22 protein-coding genes are annotated in these 21,431 nt (G+C 65.5%); 13 read left to right on the top strand and 9 right to left on the bottom strand.

The features are described 5' to 3' along the window. Positions 1-50: 50 nt before the first annotated feature. On the bottom strand, positions 51-548 hold the full coding sequence (locus ACR9Y6_RS04815) for a DUF421 domain-containing protein (RefSeq protein ID WP_481280244.1): 498 nt from the start codon (positions 546-548) through the stop codon (positions 51-53). Between the two features lie 106 nt (positions 549-654). On the opposite strand from ACR9Y6_RS04815, the gene ACR9Y6_RS04810 reads away from it, so the two are divergent. The 6 genes from ACR9Y6_RS04810 to ACR9Y6_RS04785 all read left to right on the top strand — a co-directional run bounded on the left by ACR9Y6_RS04810 (position 655) and on the right by ACR9Y6_RS04785 (position 5,768). Next, positions 655-1,074 (top strand): low affinity iron permease family protein, encoded by a 420-nt coding sequence (locus ACR9Y6_RS04810; protein ID WP_481280243.1) that lies wholly within the window; start codon positions 655-657, stop codon positions 1,072-1,074. Positions 1,075-1,144: 70 nt separating this feature from the next. After that, the gene (locus tag ACR9Y6_RS04805) at positions 1,145-1,876 is read left to right on the top strand and encodes a 2OG-Fe dioxygenase family protein (RefSeq protein WP_481280242.1); all 732 of its coding nucleotides are present in this window, start codon (positions 1,145-1,147) and stop codon (positions 1,874-1,876) included. A gap of 235 nt (positions 1,877-2,111) precedes the next feature. Then, positions 2,112-2,483, top strand: coding sequence for a 2-hydroxyacyl-CoA dehydratase (locus ACR9Y6_RS04800; protein ID WP_481280241.1), 372 nt, complete (start codon positions 2,112-2,114; stop codon positions 2,481-2,483). A gap of 33 nt (positions 2,484-2,516) precedes the next feature. Beyond that, positions 2,517-3,335: a CHAD domain-containing protein gene (locus ACR9Y6_RS04795; RefSeq protein WP_481280240.1), complete on the top strand. Its 819-nt coding sequence runs from the start codon at positions 2,517-2,519 to the stop codon at positions 3,333-3,335. Positions 3,336-3,435: 100 nt separating this feature from the next. Continuing rightward, positions 3,436-4,158: a 3-keto-disaccharide hydrolase gene (locus ACR9Y6_RS04790; RefSeq protein WP_481280239.1), complete on the top strand. Its 723-nt coding sequence runs from the start codon at positions 3,436-3,438 to the stop codon at positions 4,156-4,158. Positions 4,159-4,472: 314 nt separating this feature from the next. After that, the gene (locus ACR9Y6_RS04785; protein ID WP_481280238.1) at positions 4,473-5,768 is read left to right on the top strand and encodes a carbohydrate-binding protein; all 1,296 of its coding nucleotides are present in this window, start codon (positions 4,473-4,475) and stop codon (positions 5,766-5,768) included. 105 nt (positions 5,769-5,873) lie between these two features. Here ACR9Y6_RS04785 and comJ read toward each other — a convergent pair whose 3' ends face one another. Next, positions 5,874-6,335 (bottom strand): competence protein ComJ, encoded by a 462-nt coding sequence (gene comJ / locus ACR9Y6_RS04780; RefSeq protein WP_481280237.1) that lies wholly within the window; start codon positions 6,333-6,335, stop codon positions 5,874-5,876. A gap of 139 nt (positions 6,336-6,474) precedes the next feature. Here comJ and ACR9Y6_RS04775 point away from each other — a divergent pair, with 139 nt between their 5' ends. The 4 genes from ACR9Y6_RS04775 to ACR9Y6_RS04760 all read left to right on the top strand — a co-directional run bounded on the left by ACR9Y6_RS04775 (position 6,475) and on the right by ACR9Y6_RS04760 (position 11,854). Continuing rightward, positions 6,475-6,993 carry an RNA polymerase sigma factor gene (locus tag ACR9Y6_RS04775; RefSeq protein WP_481280236.1) on the top strand — a complete coding sequence of 173 codons (519 nt, stop codon included), beginning with the start codon at positions 6,475-6,477 and terminating at the stop codon, positions 6,991-6,993. Continuing rightward, a complete protein-coding gene (locus ACR9Y6_RS04770) occupies positions 6,986-8,071 on the top strand; it encodes a FecR family protein (RefSeq protein WP_481280235.1) in 1,086 nt (361 codons plus the stop codon). Before ACR9Y6_RS04775 ends, ACR9Y6_RS04770 begins: the two co-directional genes overlap by 8 nt. 82 nt (positions 8,072-8,153) lie before the next feature. Then, positions 8,154-10,628, top strand: coding sequence for a TonB-dependent receptor (locus ACR9Y6_RS04765; protein ID WP_481280234.1), 2,475 nt, complete (start codon positions 8,154-8,156; stop codon positions 10,626-10,628). After that, positions 10,625-11,854 (top strand): histidine-type phosphatase, encoded by a 1,230-nt coding sequence (locus ACR9Y6_RS04760; protein ID WP_481280233.1) that lies wholly within the window; start codon positions 10,625-10,627, stop codon positions 11,852-11,854. Before ACR9Y6_RS04765 ends, ACR9Y6_RS04760 begins: the two co-directional genes overlap by 4 nt. Here the strand turns inward: ACR9Y6_RS04760 and ACR9Y6_RS04755 are convergent. The 3 genes from ACR9Y6_RS04755 to ACR9Y6_RS04745 form a co-directional block, all read right to left on the bottom strand. Further along, on the bottom strand, positions 11,821-11,988 hold the full coding sequence (locus ACR9Y6_RS04755; RefSeq protein ID WP_481280232.1) for a hypothetical protein: 168 nt from the start codon (positions 11,986-11,988) through the stop codon (positions 11,821-11,823). The genes ACR9Y6_RS04760 and ACR9Y6_RS04755 overlap by 34 nt on opposite strands. 13 nt (positions 11,989-12,001) lie before the next feature. Then, entirely contained in the window at positions 12,002-13,114 is a 1,113-nt protein-coding gene (locus tag ACR9Y6_RS04750; protein ID WP_481280231.1) for a calcium:cation antiporter, read from the bottom strand. Between the two features lie 76 nt (positions 13,115-13,190). Continuing rightward, a complete protein-coding gene (locus ACR9Y6_RS04745) occupies positions 13,191-13,949 on the bottom strand; it encodes a COG4705 family protein (protein ID WP_481280230.1) in 759 nt (252 codons plus the stop codon). Positions 13,950-14,169: 220 nt separating this feature from the next. Between ACR9Y6_RS04745 and ACR9Y6_RS04740 the strand changes: the two genes are divergently transcribed. Then, a complete protein-coding gene (locus ACR9Y6_RS04740) occupies positions 14,170-15,588 on the top strand; it encodes a cytochrome ubiquinol oxidase subunit I (RefSeq protein WP_481280229.1) in 1,419 nt (472 codons plus the stop codon). Between the two features lie 5 nt (positions 15,589-15,593). Next, on the top strand, positions 15,594-16,601 hold the full coding sequence (gene cydB, locus ACR9Y6_RS04735; protein WP_481280228.1) for a cytochrome d ubiquinol oxidase subunit II: 1,008 nt from the start codon (positions 15,594-15,596) through the stop codon (positions 16,599-16,601). 248 nt (positions 16,602-16,849) lie between these two features. On the opposite strand, the gene ACR9Y6_RS04730 is transcribed toward cydB, so the two are convergent. The 3 genes from ACR9Y6_RS04730 to ACR9Y6_RS04720 form a co-directional block, all read right to left on the bottom strand. Then, the gene (locus ACR9Y6_RS04730; RefSeq protein WP_481280227.1) at positions 16,850-17,629 is read right to left on the bottom strand and encodes a YkgJ family cysteine cluster protein; all 780 of its coding nucleotides are present in this window, start codon (positions 17,627-17,629) and stop codon (positions 16,850-16,852) included. 35 nt (positions 17,630-17,664) lie between these two features. Next, a complete protein-coding gene (locus ACR9Y6_RS04725; RefSeq protein ID WP_481280226.1) occupies positions 17,665-18,315 on the bottom strand; it encodes a hypothetical protein in 651 nt (216 codons plus the stop codon). A 221-nt stretch (positions 18,316-18,536) separates the two neighbouring features. After that, a complete protein-coding gene (locus tag ACR9Y6_RS04720) occupies positions 18,537-19,772 on the bottom strand; it encodes an MFS transporter (RefSeq protein ID WP_481280225.1) in 1,236 nt (411 codons plus the stop codon). A 94-nt stretch (positions 19,773-19,866) separates the two neighbouring features. Here ACR9Y6_RS04720 and ACR9Y6_RS04715 point away from each other — a divergent pair, with 94 nt between their 5' ends. Next, complete coding sequence (locus tag ACR9Y6_RS04715; RefSeq protein ID WP_481280224.1) at positions 19,867-20,829, top strand: AraC family transcriptional regulator; 963 nt, start codon at positions 19,867-19,869, stop codon at positions 20,827-20,829. Here the strand turns inward: ACR9Y6_RS04715 and ACR9Y6_RS04710 are convergent. Further along, positions 20,826-21,425 carry a winged helix-turn-helix domain-containing protein gene (locus ACR9Y6_RS04710; RefSeq protein WP_481280223.1) on the bottom strand — a complete coding sequence of 200 codons (600 nt, stop codon included), beginning with the start codon at positions 21,423-21,425 and terminating at the stop codon, positions 20,826-20,828. The two genes, ACR9Y6_RS04715 and ACR9Y6_RS04710, sit on opposite strands and share 4 nt — an antisense overlap. Positions 21,426-21,431: the final 6 nt, after the last annotated feature.

The raw sequence follows: 21,431 nt of genomic DNA, 5'->3' as shown, positions 1-21,431 counted from the left end.
GATCACCCGTCGGCCCGGCCAACGCCGGCAGCGTGGATGCCGGCCTCGGGCTATCGCTCGCGCAATGCCTGCTCGCCCATATCGCGGACCAAGGTGATCTTCCCGTTCGGTTCCAACCGGCCGATGACCACCGAGCTTTCGTCCTCCATGCCCGCCGCATGCAAGGCACGATTGAACGCGGCCTCGGGAAGATTCTGCCGCCGCATCTCCGCGGGATCGCGGCGGCCATTGCGCACGAGTTCGGCGGGCAAGCCCTCCACGAGGCGATTGAAGCGAGGCATGCGCGTACACAACCAGGCAAGCCCCTTGTTGGCCAGCAGGATGCTGGCCACGCCGATGAACGCACCGAGGTAGCTGTGGTCTTCGCCGACTATCGCCGTGCGCAGGGTTCCGCCGACGAGCACGAGCACCAGCACGTCGAAGGCGGACATCTCGCCGAAGCTTCGCTTGCCCGACAACCGCATCAGGATCAACAAGCCTACATAGGTCAGGACGCCACGGGCGGCGAAGTGCCACCACGGTTCCGAGAGTTCGAACCATTCGTTCATCGCAACGCTCCTCGACTCTTCGCCCGTGCTTCACGGGCAACGAAACACCCTGCGCACGTTGTGGCCGTTCGGCCGCATGGACGAAGTGAAATCGGGAGACGTGGGCATGGCAAGCGACAGCAACGACCAGAGTTTCTTCACCCGCATGGCGATGGCCGTGGCGAAGGCGTCGGGGAAGCCGGCCACGTTCGCCGCGGCGGTGGCCATCGTGGTGATCTGGGCCGCCACCGGCCCGGTCTTCGGCTTCAACGACACCTGGCAGCTGGTGATCAACACCGGCACCACGATCGTCACCTTCCTCATGGTGTTCCTGATCCAGAACACCCAGAACCGTGACACGGCCGCGATGCAGATCAAGCTCGACGAGTTGATCAACGCCTTGAACGGGGCCAACCCCGCCTTGCTCGACCTGGAGGAACTGGACGAAGCCACCCTCGACGAGATCCGTGCCCACTACACACGTCGCGCGGCCGAGGCGCGCAGGGCCCAGGGGCATGACGGCGATCCGGAGCACGAAGCCCCCTGATCGCCCATGCACGCCTGCCGGGGCCGTTTGCCGCAGTGCGGGGATGGGGCGCCGCCGTATACTGCAAGTCATGAACGCGCCTCTCGAAGTCAGCGAAACGACCCTCCACGACCAGGTCCGGGACGAGGGTTTCGCCTTCGTGCATGGTCCGCACATGCGTGCCCTGGTTGAACAACTGGCGCCGCTGAGCGATTGGGAGGCTTTCGTCGCCAGCTGGGACGCGCTCGAGCCGGACACCTACCTGGCCGCCACGGGGCGTTTTCGACGCCGCCGCCACGCAACCTTCGCCGCCTCCCGCTTCGGCCATGTGGAGCCGAAGCCGCACCAGGCACATTTCCAGACCCTCGCCTACAACAGTCTCCAGGGCGATATCGCGCGCTGGTTCGAGCCTGTCCTTCCCGAGATCGCCACCGGCGCCACGATGAGCGCGATCCTCGACTTCTGCCGCGACTTCTTCAGTGGACTGTCTCCCGGGATAGGTCAATGGCATGTCGAGGTGCACCAGTTCCGGATCGAGGCGACGGCCGGCATGGCGGGCGAGCCCACCCCGGAAGGCAGCCATCGCGATGGCGTCGACTATGTGCTGGTGCTACTGGTGGACCGGGAGAACATCGCCAGCGGGACCACCACCATCCATGCCCCCGATGGACGCGCGCTGGGCGAATTCACCCTGGCCCAACCGTTCGACGCCGCGCTGATCCACGATCCGAGGGTGTTCCACGGGGTGACGCCGGTCATGCCTCTGGACCCGACGAAGGCGTCGCATCGCGATGTGCTGGTCGTGACCTTCCGCGCCGCCTGACCCGCCACCCACACCGGGGACGTCGCCACCGGCGCCGCGGCGGGTCCCCTCCTGATATCCACAGGCGCTGTGGAAAGCACTTGCATAACCATGTGGATAAGTCCGACGTTGCCTTGCTCGACGGCTACTTGCGTTGTGTTGGTCACACAATCGTCACGATGATTTGGCCGGCAATCTCAAGCCGGGAACGGACGACCGTGCCACAATAGGCATTCCTCCAGCGCCAAGCAGCACGATGAACTCGTCCGGCAAATACGACTTCAAGCAGTTCCAGGAGGAACTTGCCGCTCTCGACCGCCAGGCCTCGGGAAGCAAGCCCCCTGCGGCCGATCCCGTGCCTTCCAAGGCGGCGGCTCCCGAACCGGCCGCCCCGAAGCGCCGCGGGCGCCCGCCCAAGGTCGATCCCCTGGCCGGTGCCCGTGCGGAGTTCGAAGCCCTGCGCCTGCGTCACGGACTCACGGTCGCCGACGTGGTGTCCTGGTTCCCCCAGGAGGAAGGCGTCGCCTACCTGCAAGCCCTGATCGCCGCCAGCGAACCGAAGCCACGGCGGCGGCGCAAGGCGCTCGATGCGGATGCCGGCCCGGGTGACACCGACGCCGCTGGCTGATCGAAGGCGCGAAGCCCTCGATGATGCTATCTAATGCGCATGCCCCGGACCGCGCCGCCGACCATCGCCGACGCCCTCGCTTCCTTCGCGATCAGGGAGTGCCGCGCGGCCATGCGCGCCCTGGCGGATACGAAACGGCGCCATCGCGGCGTTCATGAGGCGCGAAAGGCCATCCGCCGCCTGAAGAGCCTGCTCGCCCTCGCGGCGGAGCCGTTCGCCGCGTCACTACCGTCGATCGAGGCGACCCTCGGCCACCTCGCCACCGGATTGTCGCCACTGCGGGACGCCTACGTGGCGCTCAACATGGCTCGCACGATCGCAGGTCCCGCACCCTCTCCCGAGTGGCGACATGCCATCGAGGCCCTGGAACATCGGAGCGAAGGGCGCCTCGCCGCCGCCCTGGCCAAGGACCCGCGCTTCCTCAAGCGGCGCCGCGAACTGCGTGATCTCGCGGGCGTGATCGAAGCCCTGCCGTGGAAAGAAGTGGATCGCAACACCGTCGAACGAGCGATCGCCCGTTCGGAGCGGCGCGTCGCCAAGGCGCACAAGCGCGCATCCCGCGACCCGTCACCGGCCAACCTGCATCGCTGGCGCCGGCGTGCGCGACGCCTGCGCATGCAACTGGACACCTGGCGCAAGGCGTTGAAGACGACCGGCAAGTCGTCGCACCACCATGCGCACCAGAGCAAGACCGCGGCCCATGCCATGTCGAAGCTCTCCGATGCCCTCGGCGCGAAGCAGGACCTCCGGGCGCTGCGCACGACGCTGCGTTCGTTGCGCGAGCCGCAAGCCATCGCTCCTTTACTGGAGCAGATCCGCCGGGAACTGGCGAACCACCGAAAGATCGGCTGAGCGACCCACCGATCCATGGAAGTCCAGACGTCCATACCCCGGCGCACGGCACCGCTTGCCGGGTGCGTTACGCTCGCCGTCCCACTCCCCGGAGCTTCCCATGATTCGCAATCGTTCGAAGATCATCGCGATGGCCTGCTGCCTCGCCATCCTGCCCGTGCATGCCGCGGACGAGGACCAGGGCTGGACCTCGCTGTTCGACGGCAAGACGTTTTCCGGATGGCATTCGTTCGGACAGAAAGGCGTCGGCAAGGATTGGAGCGTCGTCGACGGCACCATCCAGCTCCAACGCGACCTGAAGGCACCCGCACGCGATTTCGCCGACCTCGTCACCGACAAGGAATACGAGAACTTCGACCTCAAGCTCGAATGGACGATGACGCCGTGCGCCGACGCCGGCATCATGTTCAACGTGCAGGAGTCGCCGAAATATCACGAGACCTGGGAAACCGGCCCTGAGATGCAGATTGCGGACCTGGTCTGCACCAAGCCGGACAGCTACACGCTGTACGAACGATCGGGCGACCTGTTCGATCTCATCTCTTCCGACATCGAGAACGTCAAGGAGCACGGCAACTGGAACGCGGTGGAGATCATCGTCGACCACGGCCACGTCCAGTTCTTCCAGAACGGGCACAAGACCGTCGACACGACGCTATGGACCCCCGAGTGGAACGCCCTCGTCGCGAAGACGAAGTTTTCCCGGATGCCCGATTTCGCCCGCTTCCACAAGGGCCGCATTTCCCTGCAAGGCGGCGAAGACAAGGGCATCGAGCCGATCCGGATCGCCTACCGGAACATCCGGATCAAGGCATTGGACTGATCCCTTGCCGGGACCTTGACCTTCGTTGTCATTCGAGGACATCGGACAGGTCATGAACCCCGGAGGCACCTGACGCACCGCATCAGGCGCCTCCGCCCTCCAGCACCCGAATTATCGCCGCATGTGGCCGGATATCCGCCGCACTGCGCCATCGGTTCGTTAAACGCGCTTCACGCCGGCCGTCACACTTCGCCGCATTGCAAATAGACAACGTTGTCATTCGGGACTAAACCGGACCCGCGTTTCGTCGTGGTTGTTCAGCGCAGGGGACGCAGTCAGGGGAATCAAAACTACTCTCGATCAGGAGGCGCTCCATGTTCATGAAGACATCCGGTGTGCGGTCTCGTGCGGTTATCGGTGGGTGTTCGGGCACGCTGGGCGTGGCCATCGCCATCGCCCTCTCCTCGGTGGTGCCTGTGCGACAGGCCCATGCGGCCGGCGCCTGCGCCGCCGCGTGGAGCGCGACGGCGGTCTATACCGCCGGCAATACGGCCAGCGAGAACGGCACCAACTACATCGCCAACTGGTGGACGCAAGGCAACGACCCCGCCACCAACAACGGTGGCAGCGGATCGGGACAACCGTGGACCTCGCAGGGCTCGTGTACCGGCGGCGATACGCCACCGCCCGATAACCCGCCACCGGACAATCCGCCCCCGACCAGCGGCCAACTGCTCTTCAGCCCCTACAAGGACATCACCATCAACCTCGACTGGAACACCAACATCATGTCGACGATGGTGACCGGCACGCGCCTGCCGGTCGTGGGCAGCGGCAGCCTCGTCTCCACCCAGGTGCCGAACCTCGGTGCGATCACACTGGCCTTCGCCACCGGGGAATGCGGAAGCGAGAACTGGGGCGGCGTGCCCGCCGCGGCCTTTGCCAGCGCCAACATCGCGCGCCTGAACAGCGCGGGCGTGAACTATGTCGTATCGACCGGTGGCCAGGCGGGCGTGTTCACGTGCGGAAGTGCGACGGGCATGGCGAAGTTCCTCTCCACGTACATGACCTCGCACATGGTCGGCATCGACTTCGACATCGAAAGCGGACAAACCCCGGCACAGCTCAACGCCCTGGTCAGCAACGCCGTCTACGCCGAAAGCCTCTATCCGAACCTGCGCTTCTCCTTCACCCTCGCCACGCTGGCTGCCTCCGATGGCAGCTACGGCGGCGTGAATGCCACCGGCGACGCGGTAGTGCGCGCCGTGAAAGCCTCGGGTCTCAAGAACTACACCATCAACCTCATGACCATGGATTACGGCTCCGCCGGTCCAGGCATATGCGTGGTGAAGAACGGCAGCTGCGACATGGGCCAATCGGCGATCCAGGCGGTGACCAACCTGCAACATACTTACGGCATCCCGCTGAGCAAGATCGAGATCACCCCGATGATCGGCGTGAACGACGTTTCGAGCGAGACCTTCACCGTCGCCGATATCGACACGGTCACCAACTATGCCGTCGCGAACAAGCTGGCCGGCCTGCACTTCTGGTCGCTCGACCGCGACAATCCTTGCTCGGGCGGGTTCGCCTCGCCCACCTGCAACTCCGTACCCAGCACCAGCGTGTTGCAATACACGAGGCGTTTCCTGAGCAACCTCGGCAAGTGACGGCCGCACGGTCGCGAAGCCCATGGGCTTCGCGACCGTGCGAAAGCAGGACGCCATGCGGTGGGAGCCGACCCTGTCGGCGATGGGCGGCCGCATCGACCGCCTTCAGGCTGCGACCGCCGCAAGATCGAAATCCGTCCGCCGCGTGATGGCCGGATCGGCGACGGGGATGGCGAAACGGGGCTCGGCATCCGCAAGGAAAGTCAGTTCCATGCGCGGTGAATCGAAGAAGGTCGCGCGCAGCAGATAACTTCCCGGCAGCCAGGCGATCATCCTCGTGTCGCCCACCCCGCCCACCTCGATGCCGCTGACCGTCGGCAGGAGGAAGGGCAACTCGATCACGCGGACCGCATCGGCCGCCACGAGCTGGCATCCCCGGACCCGCGTCACCTGGATCTGGTGGGGGCCGTCTTCCTGGTGAAGACGGAACGAAGCCGAGCCGGGACGCCACGCGAAACCCTGGGCGATCTGTCGTTCGCTCCAGGCGCTGAAGGGCGAATCCATCGCCGCCCAGCAGACGACGACCTGCCGCCGGGTCAGCCGTACGTCGATGAGCGTCCTGTCCATGTGTCCTCCTGACGAAAGCAATTCCGATGATACCCGTGAGATGATACCCGTGATTATTTGCGAGTGTCGGAAACCGGCCGGCGGGTAACACGGTTGCCATACAACGATCCTAGGCTCGCCTGACGAACCCGGAGCCACCGTGTCGATCGAGACGCCGCAGAGCTGGGCGCGCCTCCTCGTGGACAAGGGCCCGTCGCTCGCCAACTACTTCCTTCGCCGCGTGGCCCATCGCTGGGACGCGCAGGATCTCGTGCAGGAGGTTTACCTGCGCCTGCTCCGGTCTGGCCAGGGCGACACGGGCGCGGTTCGCAACCCGGAAGCCTACCTGTTCACCGTGGCCGCCAACCTGGTGAAGGAGCATGCGCAGATGCGCCAGCGGGCCCCGGTCGGCAGCGAGGGACTCGAGGAAGTCATGGAGCGGCTGGCCACTCCCTGCGACGCGGGGGCGGACATCGATCGCCAGCTGCGCCGACAGCGACTGGCCACCTTGATCGATCGCCTGTCGCCGAAATGCCGTGCCGTGCTGGTGCTGCACTATCGCGACGAGCTTTCGTATCGCGAGATCGGCGAACGCTTGTCGATCTCGCCGAACATGGTGAAGAAATACATCGTCAAGGGACTGGCCGCGTGCCGGCAAGGATTGCAGCGTTATGAATGACCGGCGAATCACCGAGGAAGCGGCTGGCTGGTACCTCGACATGCGCGAGAGCCCCGGCGCGCAAGCCCGGGAGCAGTTCCTCGCATGGTTGCGCCGCTCGCCACAACACGTGGCCGAGTACCTGGCGATCGCCCAGCTGCACGGTGACATGCGCGCGGTCGCGGCGATGGATGGCACGTCGCTGGACGAACTTCGGGCGCTGGCCGCGACCGAACCGAGCGTGGTCCCGCTGAGGCGCGGCCAGGAAACGGAACCACGGGAGGTTTCGGCAAGGCGACCGCGACCGCGACGGCCCCGCCGCTGGGTCGCCGCCGCGTCGGTCCTCTTGCTGGCAGCCATGGGGTGGTTCCTGGGGCGGCCGTCGATGGAACCGCCCGGCATTCGTTACGCCGCCGCGGAAGATGGCATCCGGACCGTCACGCTGGCCGACGACACGCGGATCCAGCTCTCCCCGGGCAGCATCGTGGATGTCCGTTTCGACGACCGCTCGCGCCGCATCGAACTGGTGTCCGGCGACGCATCGTTCGACGTCGGCCGGGATGCCACCCGCCCCCTGGAGGTGGAGGCCGGCGGCCAACGCATCGAGGACGTCGGCACGGTGTTCAACGTCAGCCGCCGCTCCGACGATATCGAGGTATCGGTGATCAGCGGCCGCGTGGCGATCTCCCACGTGCCGGCACCCTGGCTGGACCGCACCCGGCGTCGCCTCACCGGCCGCGGCTGGCCGCCCGAGCGCATCGCCGAGATCGGTGGCGGTGAAACCGCGCGGGTGTCGGCGGATGGACGACTGGTCGGCCGCGGCAAGGCCGACGTGATCACGGCGGCCATGTGGCTTCCCACCGAAATTCGCTTCCACGACAGCCGCGTCGCCGACGTGGCACGCCGTTTCAACGCGTACATCGCGACGCCGTTGTCCGTAGACGATCCCGTGCTCGCGGAGAAACGCATCAGCGGCGTGTTCCATGCGCGCGACCCGGAAGCCTTCGTGAGCTACCTGGGCAGCCTGCCCAATGTTCGCGTGGTGCGCGAGCCGAACCGCATTCGCTTCATTTCGGCCCGTGGCAGCCATCGTCTGTAAGAAAAAATTCATCGAAAGAGCGGTACCCGATGGGGTGCGAGCGGACTCTTTGAAGGTGTATCCCATCGAAGGAAGCTCCTCCATGCGTCGTTCGCTCGCGTTCTGTATCGCCCTGGCCCTTGCCGGTCCGCCCGTGTCGTCCGCCTTCGCGGAAGCCCCCGCCACGACGCCCATCGCGTCGATGCCACTGGCACAGGCGCTCGACCGGTTCGCGCAGGAATCGGGGTGGCAGGTGGTCTACGACACCAGCGTATCGGACACGATGCGCAGCGGTGCCGCGCCCGGTGGCGTTCCGGCGGAGCAGCAACTGGTCGCCCTGCTGCGGGGTACCCACATGACCTATCGGTTCGTCACCCCTACCGCCGTGAAGATCGTGCCGGGAAACGCCCGGGCCGGCATCTCCCCGGCCAACGACGCTATCCCACCCATCGACACCCGTGACGAGGCGAAGAACCTCGCCCCCATCAGTGTCCACGCCAATGCGGTCGACACGCTGGCACCGAGCGCCGCGCCGCTGGACGCCACCCAGCCCACCTCGGTGATCGACGAACGCTTCATCCGGGATGGCCTGCGCTTCAACGCCAACTTCGACGACATCATCAAGTATGCGCCGAGCATCACGGTGACCTCTCCCGAAGGGCCCGGCCTGGGCAAGAACGAAGGCATCAGCCTGCGCGGATTCCAGGACGGCCAGTTCAACATCACCTTCGACGGCATTCCCTTCGGCGACGCGAGCGACCTGCACCATACGACCTCGGCCTATTTCAACAACCACGTGCTGGGCCAGGCCGAGATCGACCGTGGCCCCGGTGGCGGCAGTACCATCGGCAACGCCACCTTCGGCGGCACGATCGCCCTGCGATCGCGCGATCCCTCGGACGAGCCCGGCATCACGCCCTATCTGACGCTGGGCAGCTGGAACACGCGGGCGGGCGGTGTCGCCGCCGACGAATCGATCGGCAACACGCGTGTCTTCGCGGATATCTCCAAGGAGTCCAGCGACACCTACCTCAAGGGAACCGAAGACAAGCGCGAACACGCGTTCGTGAAGACCATCAGCCCGTTGGGCGATGTCACCGCGCTTACGTTCGTCACCAGCTACAACCGCGAACACCAGAACACCGTGCAAGGCGCCACCAAGGACGAGATCGACCGGTTCGGCTGGCGCTTCGGTCTCGGCGGCGATCCGGCCGTACAGAACTACAAGGGCGCGAACAACGCGGCCTACTATTCGAGCTTCACCTACCTGGGCCTGACCAGCCAGGTCGGTGGCTGGGATGTCGACGACAAGGTCTACTACAACACCTTCGACCATTGGGCGCGGAAAGCCGCCGACGCCACCGACATCGATCCTGCCGACAACGGAGTCACCTTCTATGACGCGAAGGGCAAGAAGGTGTCCAAGGCAGCCACGGACCTGCCGGGCAAGCTGTCCGACTCCGGCTTCCACGCGTTCGGCAACGTCCTCCGGCTGGGCCACGATCTCGGGCCGGGCACCCTGCTCACCGGCGCCTGGCTGGAACGCAGCATCGACGCGCGTTACCAGTATCCCGTGGACCTGACCACGGGCGTGAAAACCGGCACGAAGTACGGCCCCGTCGAAAACTACGTGCTGTCCGATCGCACCGATACCGTGCAACCCTATGTGCAATACGACTGGAAGCCGACCGACAGCATCACGGTGAGCCCCGGCATCCGTTATTCGGAAGTGACACGCAGCATCGACGCGCCGCTGAACAAGGTTTCGCCACCGGTGCCGCTGACCGCGGAAGCGACCTACCACGCCACCCTGCCCTCCATCAGTATCCACGACCGCCTCGGCGATTCGTGGAGTGCCTATGCACAGGCCGCCAAGGGCTTCCTCGCTCCGCCGATCGACGTGATCCAGGTGAACGGATCGCGCGGTCTCTCGCCGGAAACCACGCGCAACTACCAGCTCGGCACGGCCTACGCCTCGCGCGAACTGACCTTTGGCGCGGACATCTACTACATCGATTTCTCGAACTACATCTCGCAGACCGAAATCGCCACCGACAACGGCAACGAGGACACCTTCGTCAACGGTGGCGGCGCCATCTACAAGGGTGCCGAGGTGGAGGCGACCTGGGCGCTCACCCCCACGGTGAGCGTGTATGGCAATGCGAGCTACAACAAGGCCACCTACAAGGACAGCAGCGTGCAGGTCGCGGGCACTCCAAAGGTCACCGCGGCGCTGGGCCTGCTCTACAGCGGAAGCAACGGCTATTTCGGCTCGCTGATGGGCAAGTTCCTCGGCCACCAGTACGGGGTGGACAACACCACGGACGACGACGGCGACCTGGTCTTCCACAACGACCGGCGTATCGCAGGCTACCTGACCGTCGACGCCGCCGCAGGTTATCGTACCGACAAGGGCCCGGCGGGCACGAAGGGTTTCTCGGTGAGCGTGGACGTGAACAACCTCTTCAACGTGCACAAGTTCACCGGGTATGCGGGAACCCAGTCGGTCAGTGGTGCTCCGCTGTACTTCGGCCTGCCCGGCCGTGGCATCTTCCTCGACCTGTCGGTGAAGCTGTGAGAGCCGCGCCGAGGCTCGTTCTTCTCGCCCTGGCCTGCCTGGCATCGACGGTCGCCACGGCCTCCGGCGACGGCGTCAGGCTGGAGATCGTGCTGATGCGCCACGGCGTGCGCTCGCCCACGAAACCGTCGGCGACCTATGCCGACTATGCCAACGCCGCGTGGCCCGAATGGCCGGTGGCACCGGGCCAGCTCACGGCGCATGGCCGCGAGGGCATGCGGGCCATCGGCGAACAGCTGCACCGTCGACTCGTCGCCGATGGTGCCCAGGGCAAGGGCTGCCCGACGCCATCGTCGCTCGTGGTCGTCGGGGACAGCACACCCCGCAACCGCGACAGCAGTGCCGCCCTGCTCGACGGGCTGGCACCTGGCTGCGACATCGGATACCTCGCCACGGAGGGCGATACGAACAATCCCCTGTTCCACTTCAGCAAGAATGACGACGATGACGACGGCACGGCGGCGGCGATCCAGCCACCCGTGGCGCTGGCCGAGCTGCAGTCACTGCTATTGGATTGCGCCGGCTCTTCGTGCGCGGAAGCCGCGAAACGCACCGGCAAGCACCTCCTTCCCGTCGATACGGGCAAGGCGATGAAGCTCGCCGGAACACTCAGCGAAAACCTGATGCTCGCCTATGCGGAAGGCATGCCGATGAACGCCATCGCCTTCGGTCGCGGCGACGGCGTGCTGCTGGGCCGCCTGATCACCTTGCACAACGCTCAGTTCGAGGCAACGAAGAAAGCCATGCCGGCCGCTGCCCGCGCTGGCTCGAACCTCGTGGCGCACATCGCCGCGACGTTCGACGCCGCGCTCGGCGAGAAGTCTTCCGTCGAGCCGCTCATGGCATCGAAACGCGGCGTCGTGCTGCTGGTCGGCCACGACACCAACCTCGCCAACGTCGCAGGAATACTGGGCCTGGACTGGCATGATCCGAAACGCCCGGACGATTACCCACCGGGGGGTGCCATCGTCCTGTCACTGGTGGCCCACGAAGGCCACGACACGATCCGCATACGCAGCCTCATGCCGGACATGGACCAGCTGCGAACCAACCGCTTCGACGACATGAAGGCACTGCCTGTGCATGTCGTGGGATGCCACGTCATCGGCGAATGCACGGTGGAAGAGTTTCGCGCGATCGTCGGCCGCGGCGTCGACACCACGCGCGTCGACGCCGCCCTCCCGCCGATGATTCAGACGGGACGCGCTTTCCCACGGCGCCTGTGAACGAGCTTGGACCAGAAGGCCAACTCGAACAGCACGCCAAGGCCTACGAGGACCATGATGCCGGCGATACTCCCGGTGACATAGGAACTTGCCGCGGCCAGGGCCAGGAGCACGAGCACCAACGTGTGTTTCATGGGTTTTTCCCGTTCATGGCGCGAAGGCGAAGAAGATGAAGCATGCGAACAGCATGAGGTGAACGGCGCCCTGGAGCAAGTGCGTACGCCGGCTGGAAAACGTGACCATGCACAGGAACAGGGTCAATACGAACAGCACCAGGTCCGTGTGGCGCAGGCCGAGCATCACCGGATGATCGGTCAAGCCACCGATGATGAGGATCGCGGGGATGGTGAGTCCGATCGTGGAAAGCACCGAACCCATGAAGACGTTCACGGCCCGCTGCAATTCGTTGCGATTGGCCGCGCGTATGGCGCCCATGCCCTCGGGCATCGCCACGAGTATCGCCATCGCGAGGCCACCGAGGGCAGCCGGCGCACCGAGTGTCTCCACCACGTAATCGACGGGCACCGCCAGCCTGTCGACCAGGAAAACGACCGGCAGCATGTACGCGATGAGAAGCAAGGCAGATATCAACGGTCCGTGGGGGGTGACGGATCGCGGCCTAGGCCGCTTCCCACCCGAGGGCATGCCGTCCGGAACGAAATAGCCTTTCAATCGCCGCGTCTGCAGGAACAGGAAGGTGGCATAGAGCACCAGCGCGAAGATCGCCAGAAACAACTGATGGGAGAACCTCAACGGCGAGTCGGCGGCATCCCGGGTGAAGCTCGGCAACACCATGCTGAGGACGCCGAGCGGAATGATCAGGCCGAGGTAGGCATTCGCGCCTTGCAGGTTGTACGACTGCTCGCTGTGTTTCAGGCCACCCAGGAGCAGTGAAAGCCCCACCATGCCGTTCAATACGATCATCGTGACGGAGAACAGCGTGTCGCGGGCGAGGGTCGGATTGTTCGCGCCGTGAAGCATCACCGCCGACACGCTCATCACTTCGATGGAGGTGACCGCCAGCGTGAGGATGAGCGTGCCGCGCGGCTCGCCCAGATGGTGCGCAAGATGCTCGGCATGGCGGACGACGGCGACCGCCGAACCCAGGACGACGAGGAACAGCCAGGCGAAAACCACGGCCAGCCAACCCATCGATTCCAGTCCGGTGAGCAACACCTCCGGCACGGCGAGGAACACGAGACAGGTGACCAGGCTCACCGCAAGGAACCATTCGGTACGGAACAGGGATCGCCTGCCCATGTCTGCTCCCGAAGCGTGGAGATGGATGCCGGGCGAAATCCTAGCATCCGAAGCCATGGGACACGGACCGCCTGGGCTAGTTCCGTGTCTCGGCGGGCCGTTGGGGTACCAGCCAGACACATAAGGCCATGAACGCCAGCAACACCACCGTGGCGCTGTAGCGGCTCAACGCCAGCCCGCCATCGTCGAGCGGCTTGTCGAGGAAATCGCCGAGCGCGGCGCCGAGCGGCCGCGTGAGCACGAAGGCCATCCAGAACAGCAAAGTACGCGATACGCGGGTCATGGAATACACCACGGCGATGGCGGCCAATACGCCACCGAAAAGCATGGCGCTACCGAAGTAGCCGAGGCCGGCGTCATCCGCCGTCCAGTCGCCCAGGGCCGTGCCGAGCGTCTGCGAAAACATGATGGTGACCCAGTAGAACCATTCCGCGCGTGGCGTCACGATGTGATGTATGGACACCGTGCCCATCGCCCTGTACCAGGCCGCCAGCGACGCCAGCACCGCCGCGAGAAGCAAGCTGCTGCCACCGGCATAGCCAATGCCCAGGGAGCGATCGGCGAAGTCGGCCATCGTGGTACCGACGGTCGTGGTGGCGACGATCGTCACCCAGTAGAGCCAGGGATGAAAACGTGTCGCACGAACCTGCGCCACGACCGCGACGACGAAGATCGCCAGGAAGAGGCCGCTGGCCAGGAGATAGCCCAGGCCCAACGACATCGAAACGGCGTCGCCACCCGTCTCGCCGAGCGTGGTGGCGGCAACCTTCAGGATCCAGAAGACGACGGTGACCTGCGGCACCTTGCCGACGGTGATCGAGGTGGGAGTGCGCATCCTTTGGCCTTCGCTTGGGGAGTGATCGAGTCTAGGAAGCGCTCCTTAGAAGGACCTTTTCCTGATCGGATGGCAGGAAGGTGGAAACGCACCTGTCACGGCAAGACGCTGCAATTCAGCCGGGCCGCTCGTCCTGCGACAATCCTTCACGTGCCAAAACGTCGCGCCGGCGTACCCTGCGCGCGCCACGGCCTAGACTGGATGCCAGACGGAGATTCCCATGCACGTATCCGACACGGCGCTCCTATTGGCCCGCTGGCAGTTCGCCTTCACGGTGTCCTTCCACATCATCTTCCCGGCCATCAGCATCGGCCTGGCCAGCTATCTGGCCGTGCTCGAAGGCCTGTGGCTGAAGACCGGCAAGGTGGTCTACAAGGAACTGTTCTTCTTCTGGTCGAAGGTGTTCGCCGTCGGTTTCGCCATGGGCGTCGTTTCCGGCGTCGTGATGAGCTACCAGTTCGGCACCAACTGGTCGGGCTTCTCGGCCGTTGCCGGTGCGGTGACCGGCCCCCTGCTGGCCTTCGAGGTGATGACGGCCTTCTTCCTCGAAGCGGGCTTCCTCGGCATCATGCTTTTCGGCTGGACCAAGGTGGGCCCCAAGGCGCACTTCTTCGCCACGCTGATGGTCGCCGTGGGTACGCTGATATCGACCTTCTGGATCCTCTCCTCGAACAGCTGGATGCAGACGCCGCAGGGCTTCGAACTGGTCGACGGCAAGATCGTTCCCACTGACTGGCTCAAGATCGTCTTCAATCCTTCCTTCCCTTATCGCCTCGTGCACATGGCGCTGGCCGCCTTCATCGTGGCCGCCGTGATCGTCGGCGCATGCGGCGCATGGCACCTTCTTCGCGGACGAAAGGACGACGCCATCCGCAAATCGTTCTCGATGGCGTTGTGGATGCTGCTGGTGGTCGTGCCGATCCAGGTCGCCGTGGGCGACGCGCATGGGCTCAATACCCGCGAGCACCAGCCGGCCAAGATCGCCGCCATCGAAGGGCTTTGGGAAACCGAGAAAGGTGGCACGTCGCTCAACCTCGTCGGCTGGCCGGACATGGAAGCCGAAACCACCCGCTACGCCGTCAAGGTGCCGCACCTGGGCAGCGTGATCCTGACGCATAGCTGGAATGGCGAGATCCAGGGCCTGAAGTCGTTCCCGCCGGAAGACCGCCCGAATTCGACGATCGTCTTCTGGAGCTTTCGCATCATGGTCGGCATGGGGCTGTTGATGCTCCTGCTCGCCGTCTGCGGACTCGCCTTGCGGCGCAACGGCCGCCTGTACGAGGCACGCTGGTTCCAGCGCTTCGCCCTGTTCATGGCTCCCTCGGGCCTGATCGCGCTGTTGGCCGGATGGGTGACCACCGAGGCCGGCCGCCAGCCGTGGGTGGTCTACGGCGTGTTGCGCACGCGCGACGCCGTCTCGGCCATCACCGTGGACCAGGTCGGCACATCGCTGATGATCTTCGTGATGGTGTACTTCCTGGTCTTTGGCACCGGCATCTATTACATGCTCAAGCTGATGGCGAAGGGGCCGAACCTGCCCCACGACGAGGCCGGTGCGGAGGCCGGCGACACCGGCCGCGGCAGGGAACGTTTCGACCATCGCCCGCTGTCGCGTCCCACCGATTCCATCGACGAGTAACCGCCATGCCTATCGACTTGCCAATCATCTGGGCGGCCATCATCGCGTTCGGCGTGTTCATGTACGTCATGCTGGACGGCTTCGACCTCGGCATCGGCCTGATCTTTCCCTTCTTCGACCGCGAGGGCGAACGCCAGGTGATGCTCAACACCGTGGCGCCGGTATGGGACGGCAACGAGACCTGGATGGTGCTCGGCGGCGCTTGCCTGTACGCCGTGTTTCCCCTCGCCTATTCGATCCTGCTGCCGGCGACCTACCTGCCCATCATCGCCATGCTCTGCGGGTTGATCTTCCGTGGCGTGGCTTTCGAAATCCGTGCGAAGGCCCGGCGCACGCAGCACCTGTGGGACCTGGCCTTCATCGCCGGTTCCGGCGTGGCCACGTTCGCACAGGGCGTGATTCTCGGCACCTTGCTGCAAGGCGTGGAAGTACGCGACGGCAAGTTCGCCGGCGGCCCCTTCGACTGGTTTTCGCCGTTCAACCTGTTCAGTGGCATCGGCCTGCTGGTGACCTATGCGACCCTGGGCTGCGGCTGGTTGCTGATGAAGACCGAAGGCGAGCTGCAACGCCGCATGGCGGTGTTGATGCGTCCCTTGACGCTCGCGCTTGGCACGACGGTCGGCATCGTGAGCATCTGGACCATCGCGGGGCAGGAATCGGTGGCGAAGCGCTGGTTCGCGCTACCGGATCTCTTCTTCTTCCTGCCGGTGCCCATCCTGGTGATCGCCTGCCTCATCGGCATCCTGGTCTGCGTACGCCGCGGTGCCGACCGTGCGCCCTTCCTGCTGACCCTGGCGATCCTGTTCCTTGGCTACACCGGATTGATCATCAGTATCTTCCCGAACATCGTCCCGCCGACGGTCGACATCTGGACGGCCTCGGCGCCGCGGTCGAGCCAGGTATTCACCCTGATCGGCGCCGCCATCATCATTCCGATCATCCTCACCTACACCACCCTCGCCTATTGGGTCTTCCGGGGCAAGGTGAGGGCCGGCGACGAGGGCTACCACTGATGCCCACCCACAGCCGATGGCGACAGGCGGCATGGTTTGTCTTGCTTTACGCGGGGGGCGTCGTCGCGGTCACCCTCGTGGCCCTCTTCTTCCGGCTGCTGATCCCTCGCTGACCTTGCACGGCCTTCACCTCCTTGTGGGAGCCGCTTCAGCGGCGATGGGTGCTCGCGGAAGCCTGTCGCGTCACGAGCCGGAAGGGAGCCGTGCACCCGGACCTCCGGCGACGTCCCGAACAGATGCGCAGCCGCTTACTCCGCGTCGCCTGCCAGGAAACCCATGTAACTCACCCCATCCGACCCGACCTCCGAAGCGCCCAACGATACCGTGCCCGCCGAACGCAAAAGTTCGAGCGTTCCCTTGCGGTTACTCACGATGGACCATCCGGGCTTCGTACCACCGAAGGTAACGTCCGCATCGAGCGCCGACTCCAGCGCCGCCAACAAGCGCCCCCGCTCGGGCGCATGCACGACCACCCCTTCGTTCGAAAGTCCGCCCATGTCGATGCCCAGCACCGCGCAAACCCGCGCCTTGACCCCTGCGTCGCGCGCGTCCGCCTCACGCATCCCCACGACCGCCCGGGCCACTTCAGGGTCGCTCCACTCGCCGTCGTCGTTCTGCAAGAGTCCCTCGGCCTGCCATGCTTCGGGTGGGCACAGCTTGCCGGCACGATCGACCTGGAAGAACGGGTTCACTTCCGCCGGATACACGCGGCAGGCACGCGGACGGCGTTCGTAGATCCCGCAACGCAGGTCGGGTTGGAGGTTCGGGCACGGGCCCTCGAACGTCGCCATGAAGGAGACGATCACGCGCAGCGGCAACAGGCCGCTCGTCGCGGGAAACGAGCGGCGGTGCTTGTACCAGGCGGGAAGATTGTCGGCGGCTGGATCTTCCGGCCAGGGAATCGCCTCGCAGAACACCTGCACGTCGCCGCCGTCGCGAAGCCAGGCGATGGCTTCGTCGACACCCACGGGCAGACGAAGGCCGTTGCAGCAACGGCCGCACATGGTGCAGGAGAAGTGGATGGTCATGACGGATCGCGCGGTATGCAAAACGCGAGTATGTCTCAGAACGCCAGGTTCAGGCCCATGTTGATCCAGCGGTCGGCCTGCTGGCCGAGGGCACGGCCCAGCACGAGATCGATACTGTTGTCGCCGAAAGGCAGCCGGACGCCCGCCTGCAAGGTTCGCCCGGAACCCGTCGTGTCCAGTACCTCGGCAAGCAGCGTGGCGCTGGCCGACGCGGCGAATTCGATACCGCCGCCGAGGATGCGCCGCGTCGGTTCGCCTCGCTGGTGCGTGGCACCGAGGTTCACGTTGAACAGCCAACGTCCCGCCTCGTCCAGCTGGACCGTGGAAGCCGCATAGGCGACGGCCCCATGCACACGCCCGCCTTGCACGGTCAGGCCGGCATCGAGCGCCGTCGACACACGCGACCCGTTGAACACCTGCCACTTCGCGCCGGGCGCCACGCTTCCCGCCCCCGCATGAACACCGCCGGTGAGTTGCGCGGAGAACTCCACGGCGCCCCAGGAGCATGCGGGCACGGTGGTCACGGTTCGGGCCGTGGTACGGAACTGCATCCAGCTTTCGAGCTGGCAATGCGATGCGGGCGTGATGGCCGCGTCGTCGACGAGATAGCTACCGCCCGAGGCGAAGCTCGGCAGGCTGACGAATACAGACCCCATGGCCAGCAGGAGTAGAAAGAACCGGGACATGCTGCACCTCGGCAACCGGAGCCTTGCTGCCGGTCGCACTGGAGGGCTATCGCTTGGAAAACGACAGCCGGATGGTTATTCACCGCATCCGGATGTCGTCGGAGACGGTGCTACGTATGGGAAACGAACCGACCAGGGTCGTCTTTCATGGGTATGCCCGTCTTTGGGGAAGTGGTGCGCATTGTCCCCGGCTACATCGCCCAGGGTCAATATGGTGTCGCTCACGCCTCGTCGGCTTCGCCGATGAAATCCCTGTTGTCGTCGTAGGCGGGAGAGACGGGATGAAGCTTCGTGGCGATCGCCGCCGCGGCGACCAGCAGGACAATGCCACAGCCGACGAATACACCCTTCGCCCCGGTGGCATCGAACACCACGCCACCCACCGCGGCACCGAGCGTGATGGCCAGCTGGACGGCGGCGACGATAAGACCACCGCCACTCTCGGCCTCGTCGGGCACGGTGCGCGTGATCCACGTCGTCCACGCGACCGGCACGGCACCGAAGGCCATGCCCCATAGCGCCACGAGGATGGCATCGGCCACCGGCGCGCGGCCAAGCACGACGAGCGCGAGAGCCATGCCGCCCATCGCCAACGGCATGAGTAGCAGGGTCATGCGCAGGTTTCGTTCGAGCACGAAGCCCGCCAGCGACGTGCCGATGAAGTTGGCCACGCCGAAACCGAGCAACATCCCGGACAAGCCATTGACGCCGACACCGGTGACCACTTCGAGGAACGGCCGCAGGTAAGTGAAGAAAGCGAAGTGGCCGGTGAACACCAGCACCACCGCGATCATGCCCATGCGCATCGCCGGCCGCTTCATCACCTCCACCAGCGTTCCCATGCGCGCCGATCCGGTCGGCGCCATGCGCGGCAGGGTGAAAAGTTGCCAGATGAAGGCGAACACGCCGATCGCGGTGGCGATGAGGAAGACGTTTCGCCAGCCGATCAGGTGGCCGAAGTAGCTGCCCAGAGGCGCCGCCGCCACGGTAGCGACCGAGACGCCACTGAAGATGATCGACAGCGCACGCGGCACCATCGCTTCCGGCACCAGCCGCATCGCCGTGGCGGCGGACATCGTCCAGAAACCACCGATGGCGATGCCCAGCAGCACGCGGCCCGACAACACCACCGTGAGGTTGGGCGCGAACGCGACCAACAGGTTCGACCCGACCAGTAACACGGAGAAAGCCAGCAGCACCCAACGCCGGTCGATGTTGCGCGTCACCACCGCGATGACCAGGCTCGTCACCAGGGCCACCACCGCGGTGGCGGTCACGGTCTGCCCGGCCATCCCTTCGGTCACGCCGAGCGTGGCCGCCATGGGCGTAAGCAGGCTGGCGGGCAGGAATTCGGCGGTGATGAGGCCGAATACGCCCAGGGTCATGGCGAAGACCGCGCCCCAGGCGGGCTGGACCTCCTCGGGTGCCGCGACGGCGGCTTCCACACAGCTGTTCATGTCACATCCGTCATCAAGGAAAGCGGCAGGTTAAGCCTCAGGCGCCGGACGGTATATGATGCTGAATCCTCAATACTTGATCTTTCGTCCGACCATGGCCACACTCGCCCCGAACCGCGCCCCCGATCCCGCCAGCGAACTGCTGCTCGGCATGCGCCTGAATGGCGTGCAGTACCGACGGATCGAGGTCGCCCGCCCGTTCGGTATCGCCTTCCACGCGGCGCCGGGCCGGGCACAATTCCACTTCGTCGGACGCGGGCCGGTGCTGCTCCGGACAAGCGACGGCACGCTGTACCCGCTCTCGAAGGGCGACGCGGTACTCATGCCGCAGGGAAGCTCCCACACACTGCTTTCCTCGTCCGACGTGGCCTGCCGCGATATCGCCAGCTTCGACACCACGCCCTTGTGCGAGACCGTGAACGACATCCACCCTGACTGCCCTGTCGCCACCCGCGAGGACGGCGCGCTGGTCTTCAGCGGTTGCATGGAATTCGAGTTGGGCGGCATGCAACCGTTGGTCGCCGCCATGCCTGAAGTGATGCAGGTAGGCACCTTGCTGGAGAAGTATCCAGAACTGCCACCCATCCTGGATGCGATGGAGCGCGAGTCCTGTGCGAAGCGGGCGGGATTCGCCGGCATCCTCGCCCGTCTCGCCGACGTCGTCTCGGCGATCATCGTGCGTGGTTGGGTCGAATGCGGTTGCGGTGACGCCACCGGATGGGTGCAGGCCTTGCGCGATCCGCGCCTTGGCAAGGCGATCGTCGCGTTGCATCGCGATCCAGGGAGGAACTGGACCGTTGCCGAGCTCGCCGCGGAAATGGGCAGCTCGCGCTCGGTGTTCGCCGAGCGTTTCCTCGAGGCCACCGGCATGACGCCGCTGCGCTACCTCACCGACCTGCGCATGCGGTTGGCGGCGCAGTGGATCGGACGCGAACGCGAGCCGATCGAGTCCGTCGCTTTCCGGTTGGGCTACGGTTCGCTCGCGGCGTTCAGCCGCGCGTTCAAGCGCGTGATGGGACGCCCGCCGGGCGCCGTGCGTGGCGCCGGCGGGCTCTAGTCCGCCGCCTTGGGCCGCCGCTTGGAGCGGGGGCGAAGTGGCGCCAGGGCGAAGGCGAAACTCATTAGCCGCTCGCGTCCGGGCGCCTTAGGCTGGCTGGTCAGCGCGCTGAGTCGCTCCAGGAGCCGCGAGACTTCCCGTAGATCCTCCTTGCTCAGCCAGCCCTTGTTGCGTGAAGCCCAGAGTTCGCGCCCAGGTCCCTCGGTAAGGACCTCCGCCGACGTCAGGGCGGCCTCGAAGTCCTGGGCGGCGATCTGGAGGAGCGCGCGGGCGAACGCGCCCAGTTCGCGTCCATTCCCCTGCGGTCCCAGGTCATAGGCTAGCCGCAACGGGCCGTCCCCCTCGCCAGCCAATCGATAGCGGCGCTCGTCGTCGCCCACGACGGCGATCTCTTCCACCAGCCCACCGTCGATCAGGGCGCGCAGGTGGTAGTAGAGGCCGTCAGCCGGACGGCCCAGGTGCACCGCCATGGCCGCAACGCTCGCCTCGCCACCCAGGGCGGCCAGCGTGTCGACGATTTCCTGCCGCACGGCCGAACTCAGAAGCCGGATCTGCCCCGGGTCGCGAACAGCGCGCTGGACGAATGGCTCAACCATGTCATG

The sequence above is a fragment of the Luteibacter sp. TLI7-4A genome (assembly GCF_056754745.1).
This window is presented reverse-complemented; position numbering and strand designations above follow the sequence as displayed.